The organism is Algibacter sp. L4_22 (assembly GCF_023473045.1).
Classification (GTDB): domain Bacteria; phylum Bacteroidota; class Bacteroidia; order Flavobacteriales; family Flavobacteriaceae; genus Algibacter.
Window position 1 is genome coordinate 448,674 of record NZ_JAMCOK010000003.1, and the last position, 15,581, is coordinate 464,254.

Sequence of the window (15,581 nt, forward strand, 5' to 3'; positions counted from 1 at the left end):
ATGCAAGAGAGTCAATTGCTTAAAATTGCCAACGAATTTGGCAGCCCTGTATATGTTTATGATGGTCATAAAATTGAGAGCCAATACAAGCGCCTAACGGATGCTTTTAAAGATGTTAAGAAATTAAAAATTAATTATGCAGTAAAAGCATTATCGAATATTTCGGTTTTAAAACTTTTACACAGCTTAGGCTCTGGCATTGATACGGTATCTATACAAGAGGTGCAATTAGGTTTAGCTGCAGGTTTTAAACCTGAGCAAATTATTTTTACACCAAACGGAGTTTCTTTAAATGAAATTGAAGAAGCAGCCAAATTAGGTGTTGAAATTAATATTGACAACCTTTCTATTCTTGAGCAATTTGGAACAAAACACCCTAACACACCGGTTTGTATTCGTATAAACCCACATGTTATGGCTGGTGGAAATGCTAATATTTCTGTAGGACATATTGATTCTAAATTTGGAATATCTATTCACCAAATTCCTCATATTTTACGTATTGTAGAAAATACTAAAATGAATATTAATGGTATCCACATGCACACAGGAAGTGATATTTTAGATATTGAAGTGTTCCTTTATGCTAGTGAAATTTTGTTTGAAACGGCAAAACAATTTAAAAATTTAGAATTTATAGATTTTGGTTCTGGATTTAAGGTGCCTTATAAAATAGGAGATATTGAAACTAATATTGAAGAATTAGGTAAAAAATTATCTAAACGATTCAACGATTTCTGTAAAGATTACGGTAAAGAATTAACTCTAGCCTTTGAGCCAGGAAAGTTTTTAGTAAGCGAATCGGGATACTTTTTAGCCCAAGTAAATGCGGTTAAACAAACAACCTCAACCGTTTTTGCACAGGTCGATTCTGGTTTCAACCACTTAATCCGCCCTATGTTTTATGGGTCGCATCATGAAATCACTAATATATCGAACATTAAAGGTCGTGAACGTTTTTATACTGTAGTAGGGTATATTTGCGAAACGGATACTTTTGGAAATAATAGAAGAATAAAAGAAATTAACGAAGGTGATATTTTAGCATTTAAAAATGCAGGTGCTTATTGCTTCTCTATGGCGAGTAACTACAACTCTCGTTTGCGCCCTGCGGAGGTTTTATGGTATAATGAAAAAGCACACTTAATAAGAAAAAGAGAAACTTTTGATGATATTTTACACAATCAAATAGCTGTCGATTTTTCAACAAAAAAGAAAAGTATAGCCGCTAAGTAGTCTACTTTTTTCGTAAAAATATAAATCCGTTTTAAGGTAATATTATCTTAAAACGGATTTTTTTATTCAAAAAAACTATTTTTATTAAGGTTTTCGAGTAAAATCAAGCTATTTTTGGAGATAATAAAATATTTTTAATGGATTTTACAAACCCTTTAGTATATGGAGCTCCTTGCTTTTTAGGACTTATACTATTAGAACTCTCATACAGCAAGCATCGTAAAGAAGAACGAAGTCAGAAATTATACAACTGGAAAGATCTAGGTGCTAGCCTTACCATGGGTATTGGCTCCGCTATACTAGCTCCTCTTACAAAAACTATTGCTGCTATTGTACTTTTTAATTTTGTGTATGACATTTTTAACCCTTTAGTAGAAGGTGTTCGTACCAATATTATGGGTTACGAATCTTTTGGATATGCATGGTACATTTGGATAATTTGCCAATTACTAGATGATTTTAGTTATTATTGGTTTCACCGCCAAAACCACAATATCCGCTTTTTGTGGGCTGCACATATTGTACATCATTCTTCCGATAACTTTAATTTAGGGACTGCCGTAAGAAACGGTTGGTTTACTATTTTATACAAGCCGTTTTTCTATATGTGGATTACCGCGATTGGTTTCCCGCCAGAAATGTTAGTAGTTTGCTTAGGTATTGAAGCACTTTGGCAATTTCAATTACATTCTGTTTATGTACCTAAATTAGGTTTTATAGAAAAGTTTATGAATACGCACACCATGCACCAAGTACATCATGCTCAAAACTTTGAATACATGGATAAAAACCATGGTGGATTTCTAAATATTTTTGATAGGGTTTTTGGTACTTGGAAAGAGTTAGACGAAAATATAGAAATAAAATATGGTGTTACACACGCTCCGGATTCATACAATCCTCTCGTTATTTTAACCCATGAGTATAAAGATATTTGGACCGATATGAAAAAATCGAAAAACTGGTATCACAAATTTATGTATGCTTTTGCAGCTCCCGGTTGGAGCCATGATGGTAGCTCACTTACCATAAAGCAACAACGAAAACTATTAGAAAAACAAAACCTGAAAATTTAATTTTCAGGTTTTTTATTTTTATTAAAATTTATATTGAATTACTTCTTTACAAATTTTCGAGAGAAAGCACCTTTATTTGTTATAATATTTACAATATACAAACCAGATTTTAATTGATTTACAGCTAATACTTTTTCATTAGTTTTTACTTTTAAAACTTGACGTCCTGAAAGATCTACTATTGAAATCGATTCGATATCTGCCTGAACACCTATATTAAGTTCATTATTTACTGGGTTTGGCAAAATAGTAAAATCTACTTGATTTAATTTTTGATCGTCTATACCGAGGGAACTAGTTGTTAGACTTTCTATAAAGGTTGAAGATGAATCTGTAATTAGCGATCCTGTAATATCAATAGTTGATGTTCTAAAAACGAGGTCTCCATTTGCAGCATAGTAATAATAAGATATCTGATCGACCGATACTGCGTTTGTAAATATGGAGTAGCTCAAAATAACACTTTGAAAAACTTTCAACCTAGTCACACTTTTACTAAAATTTCCTGAAGCCAAACCATTAATATCTACATTTAAAATACCATAACCATCAACTTCGGTCGATAAGTTTCCTGAAAAAAAACCATTATAAGTTGTTCCATCATTATCAAAAACATAATTTCCTGAAATAGCATCTGTGTGAGAATCCGAGAAACTTAATGGAAAGTTACCTAGAACACCAGGGTCGGTATAAATTAATTTAAGCCCATTACTTTCTGCACCAACAAACTCAACAATATTTCCAGATTTCTTTAAAAAAAGTTGACCAACTGATTCTGTTGAATTACTAGTTGTTAATACATTTGTAGCTCCGGGGTAATTTGCTACTTCTTGAGTTGTTGCTATTGTTAACTCATCAGAAGTACTATAATTATTATATGCAAGATTAAATGTCCATGTAGTGTTTGTTCCTACAGAACCTTGGTTTATTTCTGGCGACGATGTTACAACAGCATACTCTGAACCTGCTGCGCTCTCAAATTTAGCAATGGAAGATTGAGAATATCCCCAACTTGTAATGAGAAATAATAAAAGTAATTTTAGTTTCATAGCAATTATAATTTTATTGGATTAATTATAACACAAACTTACGAAAAAACCATTCCCGTAAATCGATGAAAAACAGCCTTTCACGGGAATTAAAACTATTTTTTCACTAAAAAATCAAATTATTATTATTTCATTAGAAACTAAAAGCTTTAAAAAACAAAATCTTATTCTCGAACTTTACCACTTAACAAACCTACTTTAGAATTAAACGGGTTTCCAGATGCACGCCGCATCATTACCAATTGTCCACAATGCCAGATGGCATCGCTAATTGGACCGTTTATAATGTTCCAAAATGGAAGCCTAGATGAATCATATTGAGAAATATTCTTAGTTTCTCTTAAAATATCCGACGTTTTTTTTAAGTTAAACAAAGTTTGTTTTCTTTGTTCTTCGAATGATAAAATTTCCTTAGTAGACTTTTTAGCATCTTTTGAAATTGAATTCAATATAAATTGAGACAAACCAAAAATGTGCTCATTTGTTTCTGCACTAGTTCTTCCAGATTCACTTGCTTTATACTCCAAATCTACATCACGTAAACCTTCACTAGCCCAATAATACCGAAACCCTAAGGCATCTATCATTCTAGCTGCTACGCTACCTGCCGTGTAATCTTCGGTTGGATCTTCTAATTCATAATATGGTAACTCTTGTTCTTGTGCCATTACGCCTAAATTGATTATTAAAAATGAAATAAGAAGTTTAAATTTTATCATTTATTCTTTTAATTTAATATCGTCATTTGTATTTAATTCTCCGTCTGGCCCTAAGGATTGCAACCTAAACTCAGTATTGTTATTTAACAATTCATAATGAAACTCATGTTTCCAACGATCTAAAACAAGCCCCTTCCGTAATGGATTGTTTCGTATAATTACATTAAGTTTTTCAGGGTAACAACCAATATCTTCCTTTTCTTGCTTAAGAATACCAGTTATTTCAATCAATTGGTTTTGGGTAGAGTCGTCAGATCCTCTTATCGAGAAAAGAAGCAAACCACCTGCACTAAACAATACGATAATACCAACAAATACTTTAAGTCGAATTTCTACCGAAGGACGCATCATAACCGATTTAGGCAGACCATGCTCCTTTTCAAACTTACGACGCTTTCTTTTTTTCAACCAAAACTTAAAATCTTGAAACCATAGCAGTATATCTGCTATGAAGCCAGCCAAATACCAATCCATTTATCTCTTAATAACTTTAGAAGTATTTATTGGGTTAATTCCGTATTTATCAAATAAGTACACTAAAGACGTCATAGTTGCTGCTCCTAATTCTAATTCACGCTTGTTAATAGCATCGAAGGTATCATTACTTGCGTGATGATGATCGAAATAACGTTGAGAATCTGGGCGTAAACCTGCTAAGACATTGGTTTCCGTTTTTAATGGACCAACATCTGCTCCACTTCCACCCTTTTCAAAATAATGAATTAAGTAAGGTTTAAATAAGGGCTCCCAACTTAAAACTTGACTAAAACTAGCATCGGTACAATCAAAACTAAAACCTCTTGGTGTAAAGCCACCAGAATCACTTTCTAAAGCAAATACATGGTTTTCATTTTTTTGTTTAGCAACTTCTGCATATTTTTTTCCGCCACGTAAACCATTCTCTTCATTCATAAAAAGAACGACTCTAATACTACGTTTTGGTGTTATACCAGATTCTTTTAACAATCTTAAAACATCCATAGACTGTACAACTCCTGCTCCATCATCATGAGAACCATCACCTAAATCCCAAGAATCTAAATGCCCACCAACTACCATATATTCATTTGGAAATTCACTACCAGTAATTTGTCCGATAACGTTATAAGATTGTACATCTTTTAACTGTTTACAACTTTGCTTAAAATAGAATTTTATATTTTTATTAAGTTGTAACATGGTACTTAATAAATTGGCATCGTTAGTACTAATGGCTGCCGATGGAATACGTTCATCAACTGGTAAATCCCCATAAGTCATGCTTCCTGTGTGTGGAAAATCGTCTTGTCTTAAATTCATAGAACGTACAATTACAGCAATTGCTCCATATTTAGCAGCTTCAACTGCGCCTTTATATCGCTGATTTACACAACCACCATAAGCTTCGAAGGTGCTAATTAAATCGGCCTGCATTGGGCGATTATAAAACACAATTTTTCCCTCAACTTGAGATTTTCCCAAAGCTTCTAATTCTTCAAAATTTTTAACCTCGACTATATTAGCTTTCAATCCTAAACCAGGTGTAGCAACCGAACCTCCCAAAGCACATATATTCACGGTATTAGTTTTACCCGGTTCTGTCTCTACAAAGGCATATTCTTTTGCTCCGCGCACCCAACGTGGCACCATTACAGGTTGCAACCAAACTTTATCTAAACCTAATTTATCGAGTTCTTCTTTTGTATAAGCAACCGCTCTTTCTGCTCCTAATGATCCAGATAAACGACTACCAATTTGATTGGACAAATGGTTTAACCAATTGTAACTTTGCCCATTTGTTAAGGATTGTTTGTAGATGTTTTTAAGTACTTCTTGATCGGTTTGGGCAACTAGTACAACAGAACTTAAGACCATTGCAATAGTTATAACTCTTTTCAATTTTATCATTGGTAGTAATCTTTGGTGCTTGTTAAAGCGAGGTTAGTCTTTATAATTCGCTAAAGATACTATTTCACAAAAATAGAGCACTTTTGAAAATTATAACTTTTTGTTAATTAAACAACTGTAGCCGCGTTAACGATTGAACGGCTTGTTTGAGCTCCCCGACCTAAGGAGGGAGCGAGTAGTGAAAGCGTGTTAAAACGCCCAAAAAGAATTACTCATTATTAAGCTGCTCTATATAATCGTCTAAATTTTCTAAAATTTTATTATTTAATTTTGGCTCCGAAATATCGGTATATTTAATTAAGGTATCGTGTAAAATTTTTGCAACTAAAAGTCGAGCTGTTGGTTTATCGTCTGCCGGAATGGTATACCAAGGCGCATGTGGTTTTGATGTTCTATTTATGGCATCTTCATAACAATCTTGATATTTATCCCAAAGTTTACGTTCCTTAAGATCGTCTGGAGAAAATTTCCAGTTTTTTTCTGGCTTGTCTAAGCGACGTAATAATCGGCTTTTCTGCTCTTCTTTAGATAGGTTTAAAAAGAACTTAAAAATAATTGTTCCATTATCTACTAGATGCTTTTCGAAGTTATTAATTTGCTCGAAACGCTTTTCCCAAAAAGCTTCGTCTATATCGGCTACCGAATTAATATCTGGAAGGTTTTCTCCCATAATATATTCCGGGTGCACTCTGGTAACCAGTACGTTTTCATAATGTGTGCGGTTAAAAACGCCAAACTTACCACGTTGTGGAAGTACTAGATAATGACGCCATAAATAGTCGTGTCCGCGCTCTAAATCTGTTGGCACTTTAAAACTATGGCATTCAATACCACGCACATTAAATTCCTTAAAAACCTCACGCACCAAACTATCTTTTCCCGATGTATCCATACCCTGCAAACACACTAAAACGGCATGTTTATCGTGGGCATACATGATATTTTGCCAGTCCCCTAGTTTTTTACGAATGCTTTTTAATTCACTTTTAGCATCTTTGATAATAAACTTTGTTTCTGAGTTTTTTAAGGTAATATTAGACGTTACTTTATACTTATCTATTTTAATATTTTTCATATTATAATTTTCGTAGAATTAATTTCTATAAATATAATAAAGAATTTATTAAACCAACCTTTGCCAAATTAAGAAATATGTAATACACACCATTTAGTATGTTAATACTCTATATTATTCATATTTTCGATAAACGGCAAGCCTTACCAGATTGTTTTTAATACTTTTGTTCAACCAAATCCCCTTAAAACACCTACTTATATGAAAACTTTTTTATTATTACCCATTCTATTTCTTTCTTATCTCATTCATGGTCAAGGCAATTGTGAGGATGCCAGCGCATACCTTGTTAATGCTTACTCGCATGTTAAGGACGCGTACGATTCTAATAATATTAGCCATTTAAAATACTATGCCAACCGATCTGTAGAATCGATAAAACTATCTAAGCAAACCTTAGAAGACTGCAACTGTAAAAAAGCACTTGATTTAGCTAACAAAAGTTTAGATTTATTAGTGCAAGTAGAAGCCGTAACAACGAATGACGATGGACGATTTTACGTGAAACGCGCCAGAGATTTAAGTAAAGAAAGCGTTATTGAAATTGATAAATGTTCTTATAGTAATGCGGATGATGAAGTTGCCGAAACCTCAACAGAAGATAATGCCCTTGCCAATTTACAAAAAGAACAAGAACAACTAAAACAACAGCAAGAGGCTTTGCAATTAAAAGCTGCAGAAATAAAGCAGAAACTAGCGCAACAAAAAGACGAGGCTCTAACGCTTAAAAAGAAACAATTGATAAGTGAGTATAAACTTGTTATGAACTCGAATATTAAAAGCTATAATGAAACGTTAAAGTTATGTAATGCCAATGATAAACTGATAACAACTTCAGATCCTGATAAAGATTTATCTAGCGAAAGTATCGAAGCGATTAAAACCTATTATATTTCAAACCTGAAAAATTTAGCTTCCAATTATGTTGCTAAATTGGATTTGTGCGAAAACTAAAAACACAGTCTAGTGTCATTCAACATATATATAACGCTTCGAATTAATTTTCGAGGCGTTTTTTTTTTCGACTTATTGCTTATCTAAGTTAAAAAGAAAATAAAAAAGTGACTTTTACAATATATTTGGTTTGAAAGATAAAAAATAATACTATTGTATAAGCACATAATAGAATAAAGACCTAATACCCTAAACAATGTTTAATACCAACCTGAAAATGTTTAACAAGAAATTTAAATGGCCTGTTTTGGCTTTAATGTTTCTATTTTCTTTATCGTTATTCTCGCAAGGTTTAACGCAAGAAAAGCACAACTTTACAAGACAAGATACGCTGCGCGGAAGTATAACTCCAGAGCGAGAATGGTGGGATTTAACGTATTATCATTTGGATATAAAAGTAAACCCTGATGATAAATTTATTTCAGGTAAAAACACCATTCAATATAAAGTATTGAAAACAGATTCTGTAATGCAAATCGATTTGCAATCGCCTTTAAAAATAACTAAAGTTATTCAAGATAATGTAGAGCTTACTGTTAAACATGACGGAAATGCCCACTTTATAAAACTTAAAGAAAACCAACCATTAAATGCTGTAAAAAGCCTAGATGTGTATTATGAAGGTAATCCAAAAGAAGCTGTTAACGCACCATGGGATGGCGGTATTTCTTGGAAAAAAGACAATAACGGCAATCCCTTTATTGCATCCTCTTGTCAAGGTTTAGGAGCCAGTGTTTGGTGGCCATGTAAAGACCATATGTACGACGAAGTAGATAGTATGCTTATTAGTGTTAACGTACCGAAAGATTTAATGAATGTTTCTAACGGAAGGTTACGACTTGTAGAACGAATTGGTGAGACCAAAACTTATAGTTGGTTTGTAAAAAACCCAATAAATAATTATGGTGTAAATATAAACATTGGCGATTATACTCATTTTTCTGAAGTTTATGATGGACAAGGTGGCAATATAGATATGGATTATTATGTTTTAAAGGACAATCTAGAAAAAGCTAAAGAACAATTTAAGGATGCTCCAAGAATGATGAAAGCCTTTGAGCATTGGTTTGGTCAATACCCATTTTATGTCGATGGTTATAAACTTGTAGAGGCGCCGTATTTAGGTATGGAACATCAAAGTTCGGTAACTTATGGTAATAAGTATCAAAACGGTTATTTAGGTCGTGATTTATCTGGAACAGGCTGGGGTTTAAAATTCGATTTTATCATTATTCACGAATCTGGGCACGAGTGGTTTGCTAACAATATAACCAACAAAGATATTGCCGATATGTGGATTCACGAGAGTTTTACAGCGTATTCTGAAAGTTTATTTTTAGATTATTACTATGGCAAACAAGCTGCATCGGAATATGTAATTGGCACAAGAAAAAGTATTAAAAACGATCGCCCAATTATTGGAGTATACAACGTAAACAATGAAGGTTCTGGCGATATGTATTATAAAGGCGCCAATATGTTACACACCTTGCGCCAACTTATTGAAGATGACGAGAAATGGCGACAAATACTTCGTAAAATGAATATTACCTTTTATCACCAAACGGTAACGACGAAGCAAATTGAAGATTATTTATCTGAAGAAACAGGCATCGATTTAACTGCATTTTTTAATCAATATTTAAGATCTGTAAAAAACCCTACTTTAGAATATTCTATTGACAAGAAAGTATTAAAATACAGATGGATAAATATTGTTGAAGGATTTGATATGCCTGTACAGGTTTTAATAGATGATGTAGAATCTTGGATACAACCTACTTCTGAATGGAACACTTTAGAATTAAATTCGAAACCCTCTACTTTTGAAATAGATCCCGATTTTTATATTGAAGCCCATAAATTATAATCCTTTGGAAACTCCTGAACTATACTTTAAAACAGATACAGCATGGCGCGAATGGCTCCACGACAATCATAAAGATTTTAAAGGTGTATATTTAATTTTTTTTAAAGTTGAAAATAATGAAGCTTCCATGCGTTGGGAAGAAGCTGTAAAAGTTGCTATTTGCTATGGTTGGATAGACTCTACAGTAAAAAGTTTGGGCAACGGAAAGCGACGACAATATTTTTCTCCAAGAAACAAAAAAAGTGTTTGGAGTGCTTTAAATAAAAAACACATTAAAACCCTTACAGAAGAAGGCTTAATACACCAATCAGGACTAGAAATTATTAAAATTGGTAAACAAAACGGTAGCTGGACGGCACTTAACCCTGTTGAGAAAGGTATTATACCAGAAGCCTTAAAAAAGGCCTTTGATGAAAACCCCGAAGCTTTTAAAAATTACAAAAACTTTGCTCCTTCATATAAAAAACATTATTTATTTTGGCTGCATAGTGCTAAACGTGATGCTACAAAAACAAAACGCATAACCGAAATTATTCGATTATGCGCTAATAATATTAAAAGTAGAGATACTTGGTAATTTAAGAGTCTCTGTTAATAAAACAGATTAGATTCCATGGTATTTTGATTAATAGAACTTGTAAATACTTGTAACATACGCTTTGCAATACCTGTCCAACCAAAATTACGTCTAGCAAAACGTGCGCCTTCCACAGATAATTCATTACGCATTTTAGGATACAGTAAAGGCATAGCCATCATAGCTCCAAATTCCGTAGGTCTATGTGGGTCTGCAAATAATGCTTGATTTCCAAAATCTATTAAATCGTACAATCCGCCATGTACAGTAACTACACTTGGTGTTCCACAAGCCATAGCCTCGATTGCTACCATACCAAAAGGTTCATAACGTGAAGGCATCACAAAAATATTAGCCGCTCGATAAACGTTGGCTAAATCTTCATCGGCTATATAATTTTTCCATGTTATTCTATCTAAAACCCCTAATTCCTTGGCTAATTTTTTTAAACCTGCAACCCCTTTATCATCTTGCTCAGACTGGTCGCCACCAATGGCTGCAACTAATCGAGCTTCCGGACAAAGTTCAAAAACCGTAGGAAGTGCTTTAATCAATAAATCGTAGCCTTTATTGTGTGCCATTCTACCTAAAGCAAGAATATCTGTAGGTTGTATATCGTATTTAGCTCTAATTTTATCATTCTCTTTGGAAGGCACTGGATAAAACCGATTTTCATCAATGCCAGGCGGAATCATAGTACAGTTCTTAGAAAGTACATCGTATTGTTGAGTCAATAAATCTACTTGTGGTAATGTTGTAGCTACAATATGGTTACACATTTGATACACGAAGTACTCCTTTCTAATACGTTCTTTAAAACGATACGTTTTTTCCATTTCCGCTTCATCCATATCACTCCCCATACTGTGTTGCTTCCACCAACCTAAAGAATGTGGTGTATGAACATGAGATATACCAAGTTCCTCAGCTATTTTTTGACCTGCCCAACCAGCATCCCAATAATGCGAGTAAACCACATCATATTTCTTATTCTCTTTTTTTATTGCGGCTAAAGTATTAGTAACAAAACCTTTTAGATGGTCATGCATATCTTCTTTCCTGATGAATTTTTTGCCTCCAAAAGGAATACGCCATACACTATAATTTTCGTGAACATCGTCGTACTCTGGCTGATCTTCAAACTGTCGTGTTACTAAATCCACTCGTTTACCTAATCTACTAAATCGTTCTGCAAGTTCTAAAACATAAACTACTTGTCCTCCTGTATCTGGTTTACCTAATTCCGGATTCGCTCCTACATAGCCATGTAAAGAGATCATTAATATTGATTTCATAATTTTACGGTTTAGTTGTTTTTATTATTTATTAATTATTTTTAAATCATTACAAGCAGATATATATTGAGCAGCAGACCAAGCTTGATATGCTTTCCCCATAGCTTTTCCTGTTATACCGTGCGCCCATTCATTAAATTCCCATTCATCATTTAAACCTTCCTTATTAATTAAGGCTAGTTTATGCAATTCGGAAATAGCCATGTCTCTAAAACCAAGTTTACCAATAAATTTCACCCAAAACCCGCCTACAAAAGGCCATATACCACCATTGTGATAATGGTTTGGCAAATTCAATAAATTAACGGTGTAATATGGTTTCCAATCTGGATCTCCTGGCGTTACTACCGGATAAACGTTAGATACAGGAAAAGGATCGTTGACCCCAACTCCTAGCATAAATTTAAAGGTTTGATGTGCTTTTTCAGCATCGACTGTACCAAACAAAAAGGCGAGCACGTTTCCGAAGACATCGCAACGCCAACTAAAATCGAAAGGTGTAGTTTGTTGAATTAAATAAGGGGTATCGCCTAGTGTAAACTGACGCTCTGCAAACGATACTGATTGAAATAATTTTTGCTGCGTAGATGGCCAAAAATTCTGTAATATTTCCTTTTTTATAACTTGCGACCATCGAATATATTCGCCTGCTTCATCATAATCGCCTAACATTTCTAACATTCTACCAAAGCATACATTAGAACGGTACCAGAGAATTTCATCATATAAAATATTATAACTTCCTCCAAACAAATCTGTCCAGTCTCCAGCCTCGGGTATTTCTAATAAGGCATCATTATTACTATCGTGAGCGCCAAGCCAACGCATAGTCTCTTTAATATCCGAAATATATTTTCGTAAAAATTTAATATCCTTTGTAACGTTTACATATTCGTAAAATGCAATTACAACCCATATACCACTATCTATAGAGCAAATACCACCTACTCCAGAATAATCTGGTTGATTGTCTTTTAGCCGTACATTAGAAGGAATTTGTCCATTTCTAGAACTATTTTCTATTAATGTTATTAAAGTCTGCCGTTGGCATTTATGAATTTCTTCATCATCTACTAACGACAAAGACCCTATAACCGTAATGGCTCCATCCCTAGCCCAAACGCTGTGGTAATTTTCATCGGTACCATTAGTAACATTATCTTTAATTGAACAAGCCGAAAAACCAAGTGGCGTAATATTCTTTTTTAAAGCAATAATAGCTTTTTCATAGCCTTCAAGTATTAAATCTAATTTTTCCTGATCATCTTCTGAAGCTATATTAATTAATTCTTGTTGAATAACGTAATCATCTGTATGGTCTGCATTAATTTCTACAATGGCTTCTGCTGGTAAAATACCATAATACACTAACCCTTCAACAACACCATCTCCACAATCTTTTTCAGCATGATAAACCTGTCTGTATTTCGTATATTTATAAAGCTCTTCGTGCGCATTAGCTACAACAATCCCTTTAATATCTTCCATATCGAACATCGCAGAATCATTTCCACTATCGCCGGCAACTAAAGCATTTGAAGGTGTTAAATCCAGTTTTCTTAACAACCATTGCAAAGCGTTACCCTTATTGGCCCATTTAGGAAGAATATCTAGATATTGCTCTTGAGAATACACCACATTAATATCCATATTAGCTTTAATAAAAGTATTTTCTATTTCTGCTATAACATCTTCTGAAGCGTTGTGGAAATAATAACTTCGCTTGTATGCATGCTGATATTTACTTGGCTGTTCGTTTATTGGACCATCGATATTTTGAATGATATCTTCCACCAATTTTAAATCCCAACCATCATCTAAAACATCGTTAAACTCTTTAACAATACATTTTTTATTATAATCATAAATATGTGTTCCTACTCCAGAAATAATATAATCTGGCTCTGGCAAGGTCCCTTTTTGAATTAAATGAATAACATCATCAATTAAACGCCCCGTATTATATGCAAGAAGAACACCCTGATCTGGCTTATAGGTTTTCCATATTTTACGAAAGTTACTTTTATGAGTATTAAAATCAATAAGTGTGTTATCTATATCAAAGGATAATAGTTTTATATCATGTTGATTTTTAACATTAGGTTTTTCCATAAAATCTTTAATTTTTTTAGATTATGTTCAATTTTTACTCCGTTATGAGTAGAAACTAGAGCTTTTTAATCAAAAAACCAAAGAAAACGATTCAAACCAAAAGTGTTTTCCCTATATAGTAAACAGAAGGATAAAGACTACGAAATCTTAAAAACTGCACTATAAATTTTGAGTATATGACAATTGATAAAACAAAAAAAGCGATAAGAAATTAATTTCTTATCGCTTTTTTAATTAAAAATTTATTTATCTGATATTAAATACCACTTATAAAACTTCCATAAGGATCTTTAAATTGAGTTCCTTCTGAGAAGCGCTGTTTGCTTAATAGTTTAAACTCTACCAATGCCCAAAGCACAAATTCTTTCATAAAATACGTGTCTTCCTTTTTTAAATTAGGTTGATATTCTCCTAATAAATCATCCAAAGGAGAAATAGCATCCAACATAGCAGTATATTCTTTATTTTTTAAATCATCTAACAATTCGAAGCCTTCTTTTTCATTGAAAAACCATGATACAATATCATCATACGGGCCTTCTTCATCTTGTTTTTGAAGTTTTCCTATCTTCGGAAAAAACTCTTCAAACATACTTTTCACAGCTTCTCCAATTAAATTATAAGCAACCGCAGCGGCACCTTCTTGTTCGCCCTCATAAACCAATTCTACTTTACCAGTTATAGATGGTATAATACCTGAAAAATCACTCAATCGAACCGTTGTACTATCATCACCACAAATTAACGCACGTCTTTCTGCTGTGCTTAATAAGTTTTCGAAAGCTGTAATACTTAGCCTAGCACTCACACCACTTTTAGCATCGATGTATTCGCTTTCTCTTGCTTCAAAAACAATTTGTTCTAATAGATCTTTTGCAAAATCGGGAACCTTTACTGCGCTTTTTTGTCCTTCAACTAAATTAGATTCTTGCTCCGTAATACGTCTAGCCGTTTCTATATCTTCAGGGTAATGCGTTAATATTTGAGATCCAATTCTATCTTTTAATGGTGTTACAATACTCCCTCTATTCGTGTAATCTTCTGGATTTGCTGTAAACAAAAACTGAATATCTAAAGGCAACCTCAACTTAAAACCTCTAATTTGAATATCGCCCTCTTGTAGAATATTAAACAATGCTACTTGTATTCTTGCTTGTAAATCTGGCAACTCATTAATTACGAAAATGCAACGATTTGCTCTCGGAATCATGCCGTAATGAATAACACGATCGTCTGCATAACTTAACTTCAAATTTGCTGCTTTTATAGGATCCACATCTCCAATAATATCAGCTACTGTTACATCTGGTGTTGCTAATTTCTCAGCAAATCTATCACTTCTATGTAACCATGAAATTGGTGTATCATCTCCTTTTTCCTTTATCAACTCTACAGCAAATCTTGAAATAGGTTGCAACGGATCGTCATTAATTTCCGAACCAGATACAAACGGGATATATTCATCTAAAAGATTAAGCATTAAACGTGCTAAACGAGTTTTTGCTTGTCCGCGTAATCCTAATAAATTTATATTATGTCTTGATAAAATAGCACGTTCTAACTCAGGAATCACAGTGTTTTCATACCCATGTACGCCTTCAAAAGTGGTTTCCTTATTTTTTATTTTCACTATTAAGTTATCTCTTAATTCGTCTTTTATAGATTTACTTTTGTAACCCGACTTTTTAAGTTCCCCTAAAGTTTTTATATTTTCTGTTTTCATATTGTATT

At 33.3% G+C, this 15,581-nt stretch carries 13 protein-coding genes; 5 read left to right on the forward strand and 8 right to left on the reverse strand.

The features are described from left to right. On the forward strand, positions 1-1,236 hold the full coding sequence (gene lysA, locus M4I23_RS10095) for a diaminopimelate decarboxylase (protein WP_249754308.1): 1,236 nt from the start codon (positions 1-3) through the stop codon (positions 1,234-1,236). A 137-nt stretch (positions 1,237-1,373) separates the two neighbouring features. Then, positions 1,374-2,312, forward strand: a complete 939-nt coding sequence (locus tag M4I23_RS10100) for a sterol desaturase family protein (RefSeq protein ID WP_158844306.1) — start codon at positions 1,374-1,376, stop codon at positions 2,310-2,312. Positions 2,313-2,350: 38 nt separating this feature from the next. Here the strand turns inward: M4I23_RS10100 and M4I23_RS10105 are convergent, their stop codons facing one another. From M4I23_RS10105 to M4I23_RS10125, 5 genes are all read right to left on the reverse strand, one after another. Then, on the reverse strand, positions 2,351-3,361 hold the full coding sequence (locus M4I23_RS10105) for a T9SS type A sorting domain-containing protein (protein WP_249754309.1): 1,011 nt from the start codon (positions 3,359-3,361) through the stop codon (positions 2,351-2,353). A gap of 164 nt (positions 3,362-3,525) precedes the next feature. Next, on the reverse strand, positions 3,526-4,080 hold the full coding sequence (locus M4I23_RS10110; RefSeq protein WP_249754310.1) for a hypothetical protein: 555 nt from the start codon (positions 4,078-4,080) through the stop codon (positions 3,526-3,528). Next, entirely contained in the window at positions 4,081-4,554 is a 474-nt protein-coding gene (locus M4I23_RS10115) for a type II secretion system protein GspG (RefSeq protein WP_249754311.1), read from the reverse strand. It abuts the gene before it with no gap. Then, positions 4,555-5,967 carry a M20/M25/M40 family metallo-hydrolase gene (locus M4I23_RS10120; RefSeq protein WP_249754312.1) on the reverse strand — a complete coding sequence of 471 codons (1,413 nt, stop codon included), beginning with the start codon at positions 5,965-5,967 and terminating at the stop codon, positions 4,555-4,557. It lies immediately after the preceding gene. Between the two features lie 208 nt (positions 5,968-6,175). Next, positions 6,176-7,042: a PPK2 family polyphosphate kinase gene (locus M4I23_RS10125; protein ID WP_249754313.1), complete on the reverse strand. Its 867-nt coding sequence runs from the start codon at positions 7,040-7,042 to the stop codon at positions 6,176-6,178. 201 nt (positions 7,043-7,243) lie between these two features. Between M4I23_RS10125 and M4I23_RS10130 the strand changes: the two genes are divergently transcribed. The 3 genes from M4I23_RS10130 to M4I23_RS10140 all read left to right on the forward strand — a co-directional run bounded on the left by M4I23_RS10130 (position 7,244) and on the right by M4I23_RS10140 (position 10,443). Further along, positions 7,244-7,996, forward strand: coding sequence for a hypothetical protein (locus M4I23_RS10130; RefSeq protein WP_249754314.1), 753 nt, complete (start codon positions 7,244-7,246; stop codon positions 7,994-7,996). 256 nt (positions 7,997-8,252) lie between these two features. After that, a complete protein-coding gene (locus M4I23_RS10135) occupies positions 8,253-9,866 on the forward strand; it encodes a M1 family metallopeptidase (RefSeq protein WP_249754506.1) in 1,614 nt (537 codons plus the stop codon). Between the two features lie 4 nt (positions 9,867-9,870). After that, positions 9,871-10,443: a YdeI family protein gene (locus tag M4I23_RS10140; protein WP_249754315.1), complete on the forward strand. Its 573-nt coding sequence runs from the start codon at positions 9,871-9,873 to the stop codon at positions 10,441-10,443. 14 nt (positions 10,444-10,457) lie between these two features. On the opposite strand, the gene M4I23_RS10145 is transcribed toward M4I23_RS10140, so the two are convergent. The 3 genes from M4I23_RS10145 to M4I23_RS10155 all read right to left on the reverse strand — a co-directional run bounded on the left by M4I23_RS10145 (position 10,458) and on the right by M4I23_RS10155 (position 15,573). Continuing rightward, positions 10,458-11,738, reverse strand: a complete 1,281-nt coding sequence (locus M4I23_RS10145; RefSeq protein ID WP_158844320.1) for a glycosyltransferase — start codon at positions 11,736-11,738, stop codon at positions 10,458-10,460. A gap of 24 nt (positions 11,739-11,762) precedes the next feature. Beyond that, positions 11,763-13,850 (reverse strand): HAD-IIB family hydrolase, encoded by a 2,088-nt coding sequence (locus M4I23_RS10150; RefSeq protein ID WP_249754316.1) that lies wholly within the window; start codon positions 13,848-13,850, stop codon positions 11,763-11,765. A 256-nt stretch (positions 13,851-14,106) separates the two neighbouring features. Then, on the reverse strand, positions 14,107-15,573 hold the full coding sequence (locus M4I23_RS10155; protein WP_249754317.1) for a magnesium chelatase: 1,467 nt from the start codon (positions 15,571-15,573) through the stop codon (positions 14,107-14,109). Between the last annotated feature and the right edge of the window lie 8 nt (positions 15,574-15,581).

Bases quoted from the DNA above. Each gene is read 5' to 3' on its own strand.
- M4I23_RS10110 (WP_249754310.1), bottom strand. From the start codon at position 4,080: ATGATAAAATTTAAACTTCTTATTTCATTTTTAATAATCAATTTAGGC.
- M4I23_RS10125 (WP_249754313.1), bottom strand. From the start codon at position 7,042: ATGAAAAATATTAAAATAGATAAGTATAAAGTAACGTCTAATATTACC.
- M4I23_RS10130 (WP_249754314.1), top strand. From the start codon at position 7,244: ATGAAAACTTTTTTATTATTACCCATTCTATTTCTTTCTTATCTCATT.
- M4I23_RS10105 (WP_249754309.1), bottom strand. From the start codon at position 3,361: ATGAAACTAAAATTACTTTTATTATTTCTCATTACAAGTTGGGGATAT.
- M4I23_RS10145 (WP_158844320.1), bottom strand. From the start codon at position 11,738: ATGAAATCAATATTAATGATCTCTTTACATGGCTATGTAGGAGCGAAT.
- M4I23_RS10150 (WP_249754316.1), bottom strand. From the start codon at position 13,850: ATGGAAAAACCTAATGTTAAAAATCAACATGATATAAAACTATTATCC.
- lysA (WP_249754308.1), top strand. From the start codon at position 1: ATGCAAGAGAGTCAATTGCTTAAAATTGCCAACGAATTTGGCAGCCCT.
- M4I23_RS10155 (WP_249754317.1), bottom strand. From the start codon at position 15,573: ATGAAAACAGAAAATATAAAAACTTTAGGGGAACTTAAAAAGTCGGGT.
- M4I23_RS10100 (WP_158844306.1), top strand. From the start codon at position 1,374: ATGGATTTTACAAACCCTTTAGTATATGGAGCTCCTTGCTTTTTAGGA.
- M4I23_RS10120 (WP_249754312.1), bottom strand. From the start codon at position 5,967: ATGATAAAATTGAAAAGAGTTATAACTATTGCAATGGTCTTAAGTTCT.
- M4I23_RS10135 (WP_249754506.1), top strand. From the start codon at position 8,253: ATGTTTCTATTTTCTTTATCGTTATTCTCGCAAGGTTTAACGCAAGAA.
- M4I23_RS10115 (WP_249754311.1), bottom strand. From the start codon at position 4,554: ATGGATTGGTATTTGGCTGGCTTCATAGCAGATATACTGCTATGGTTT.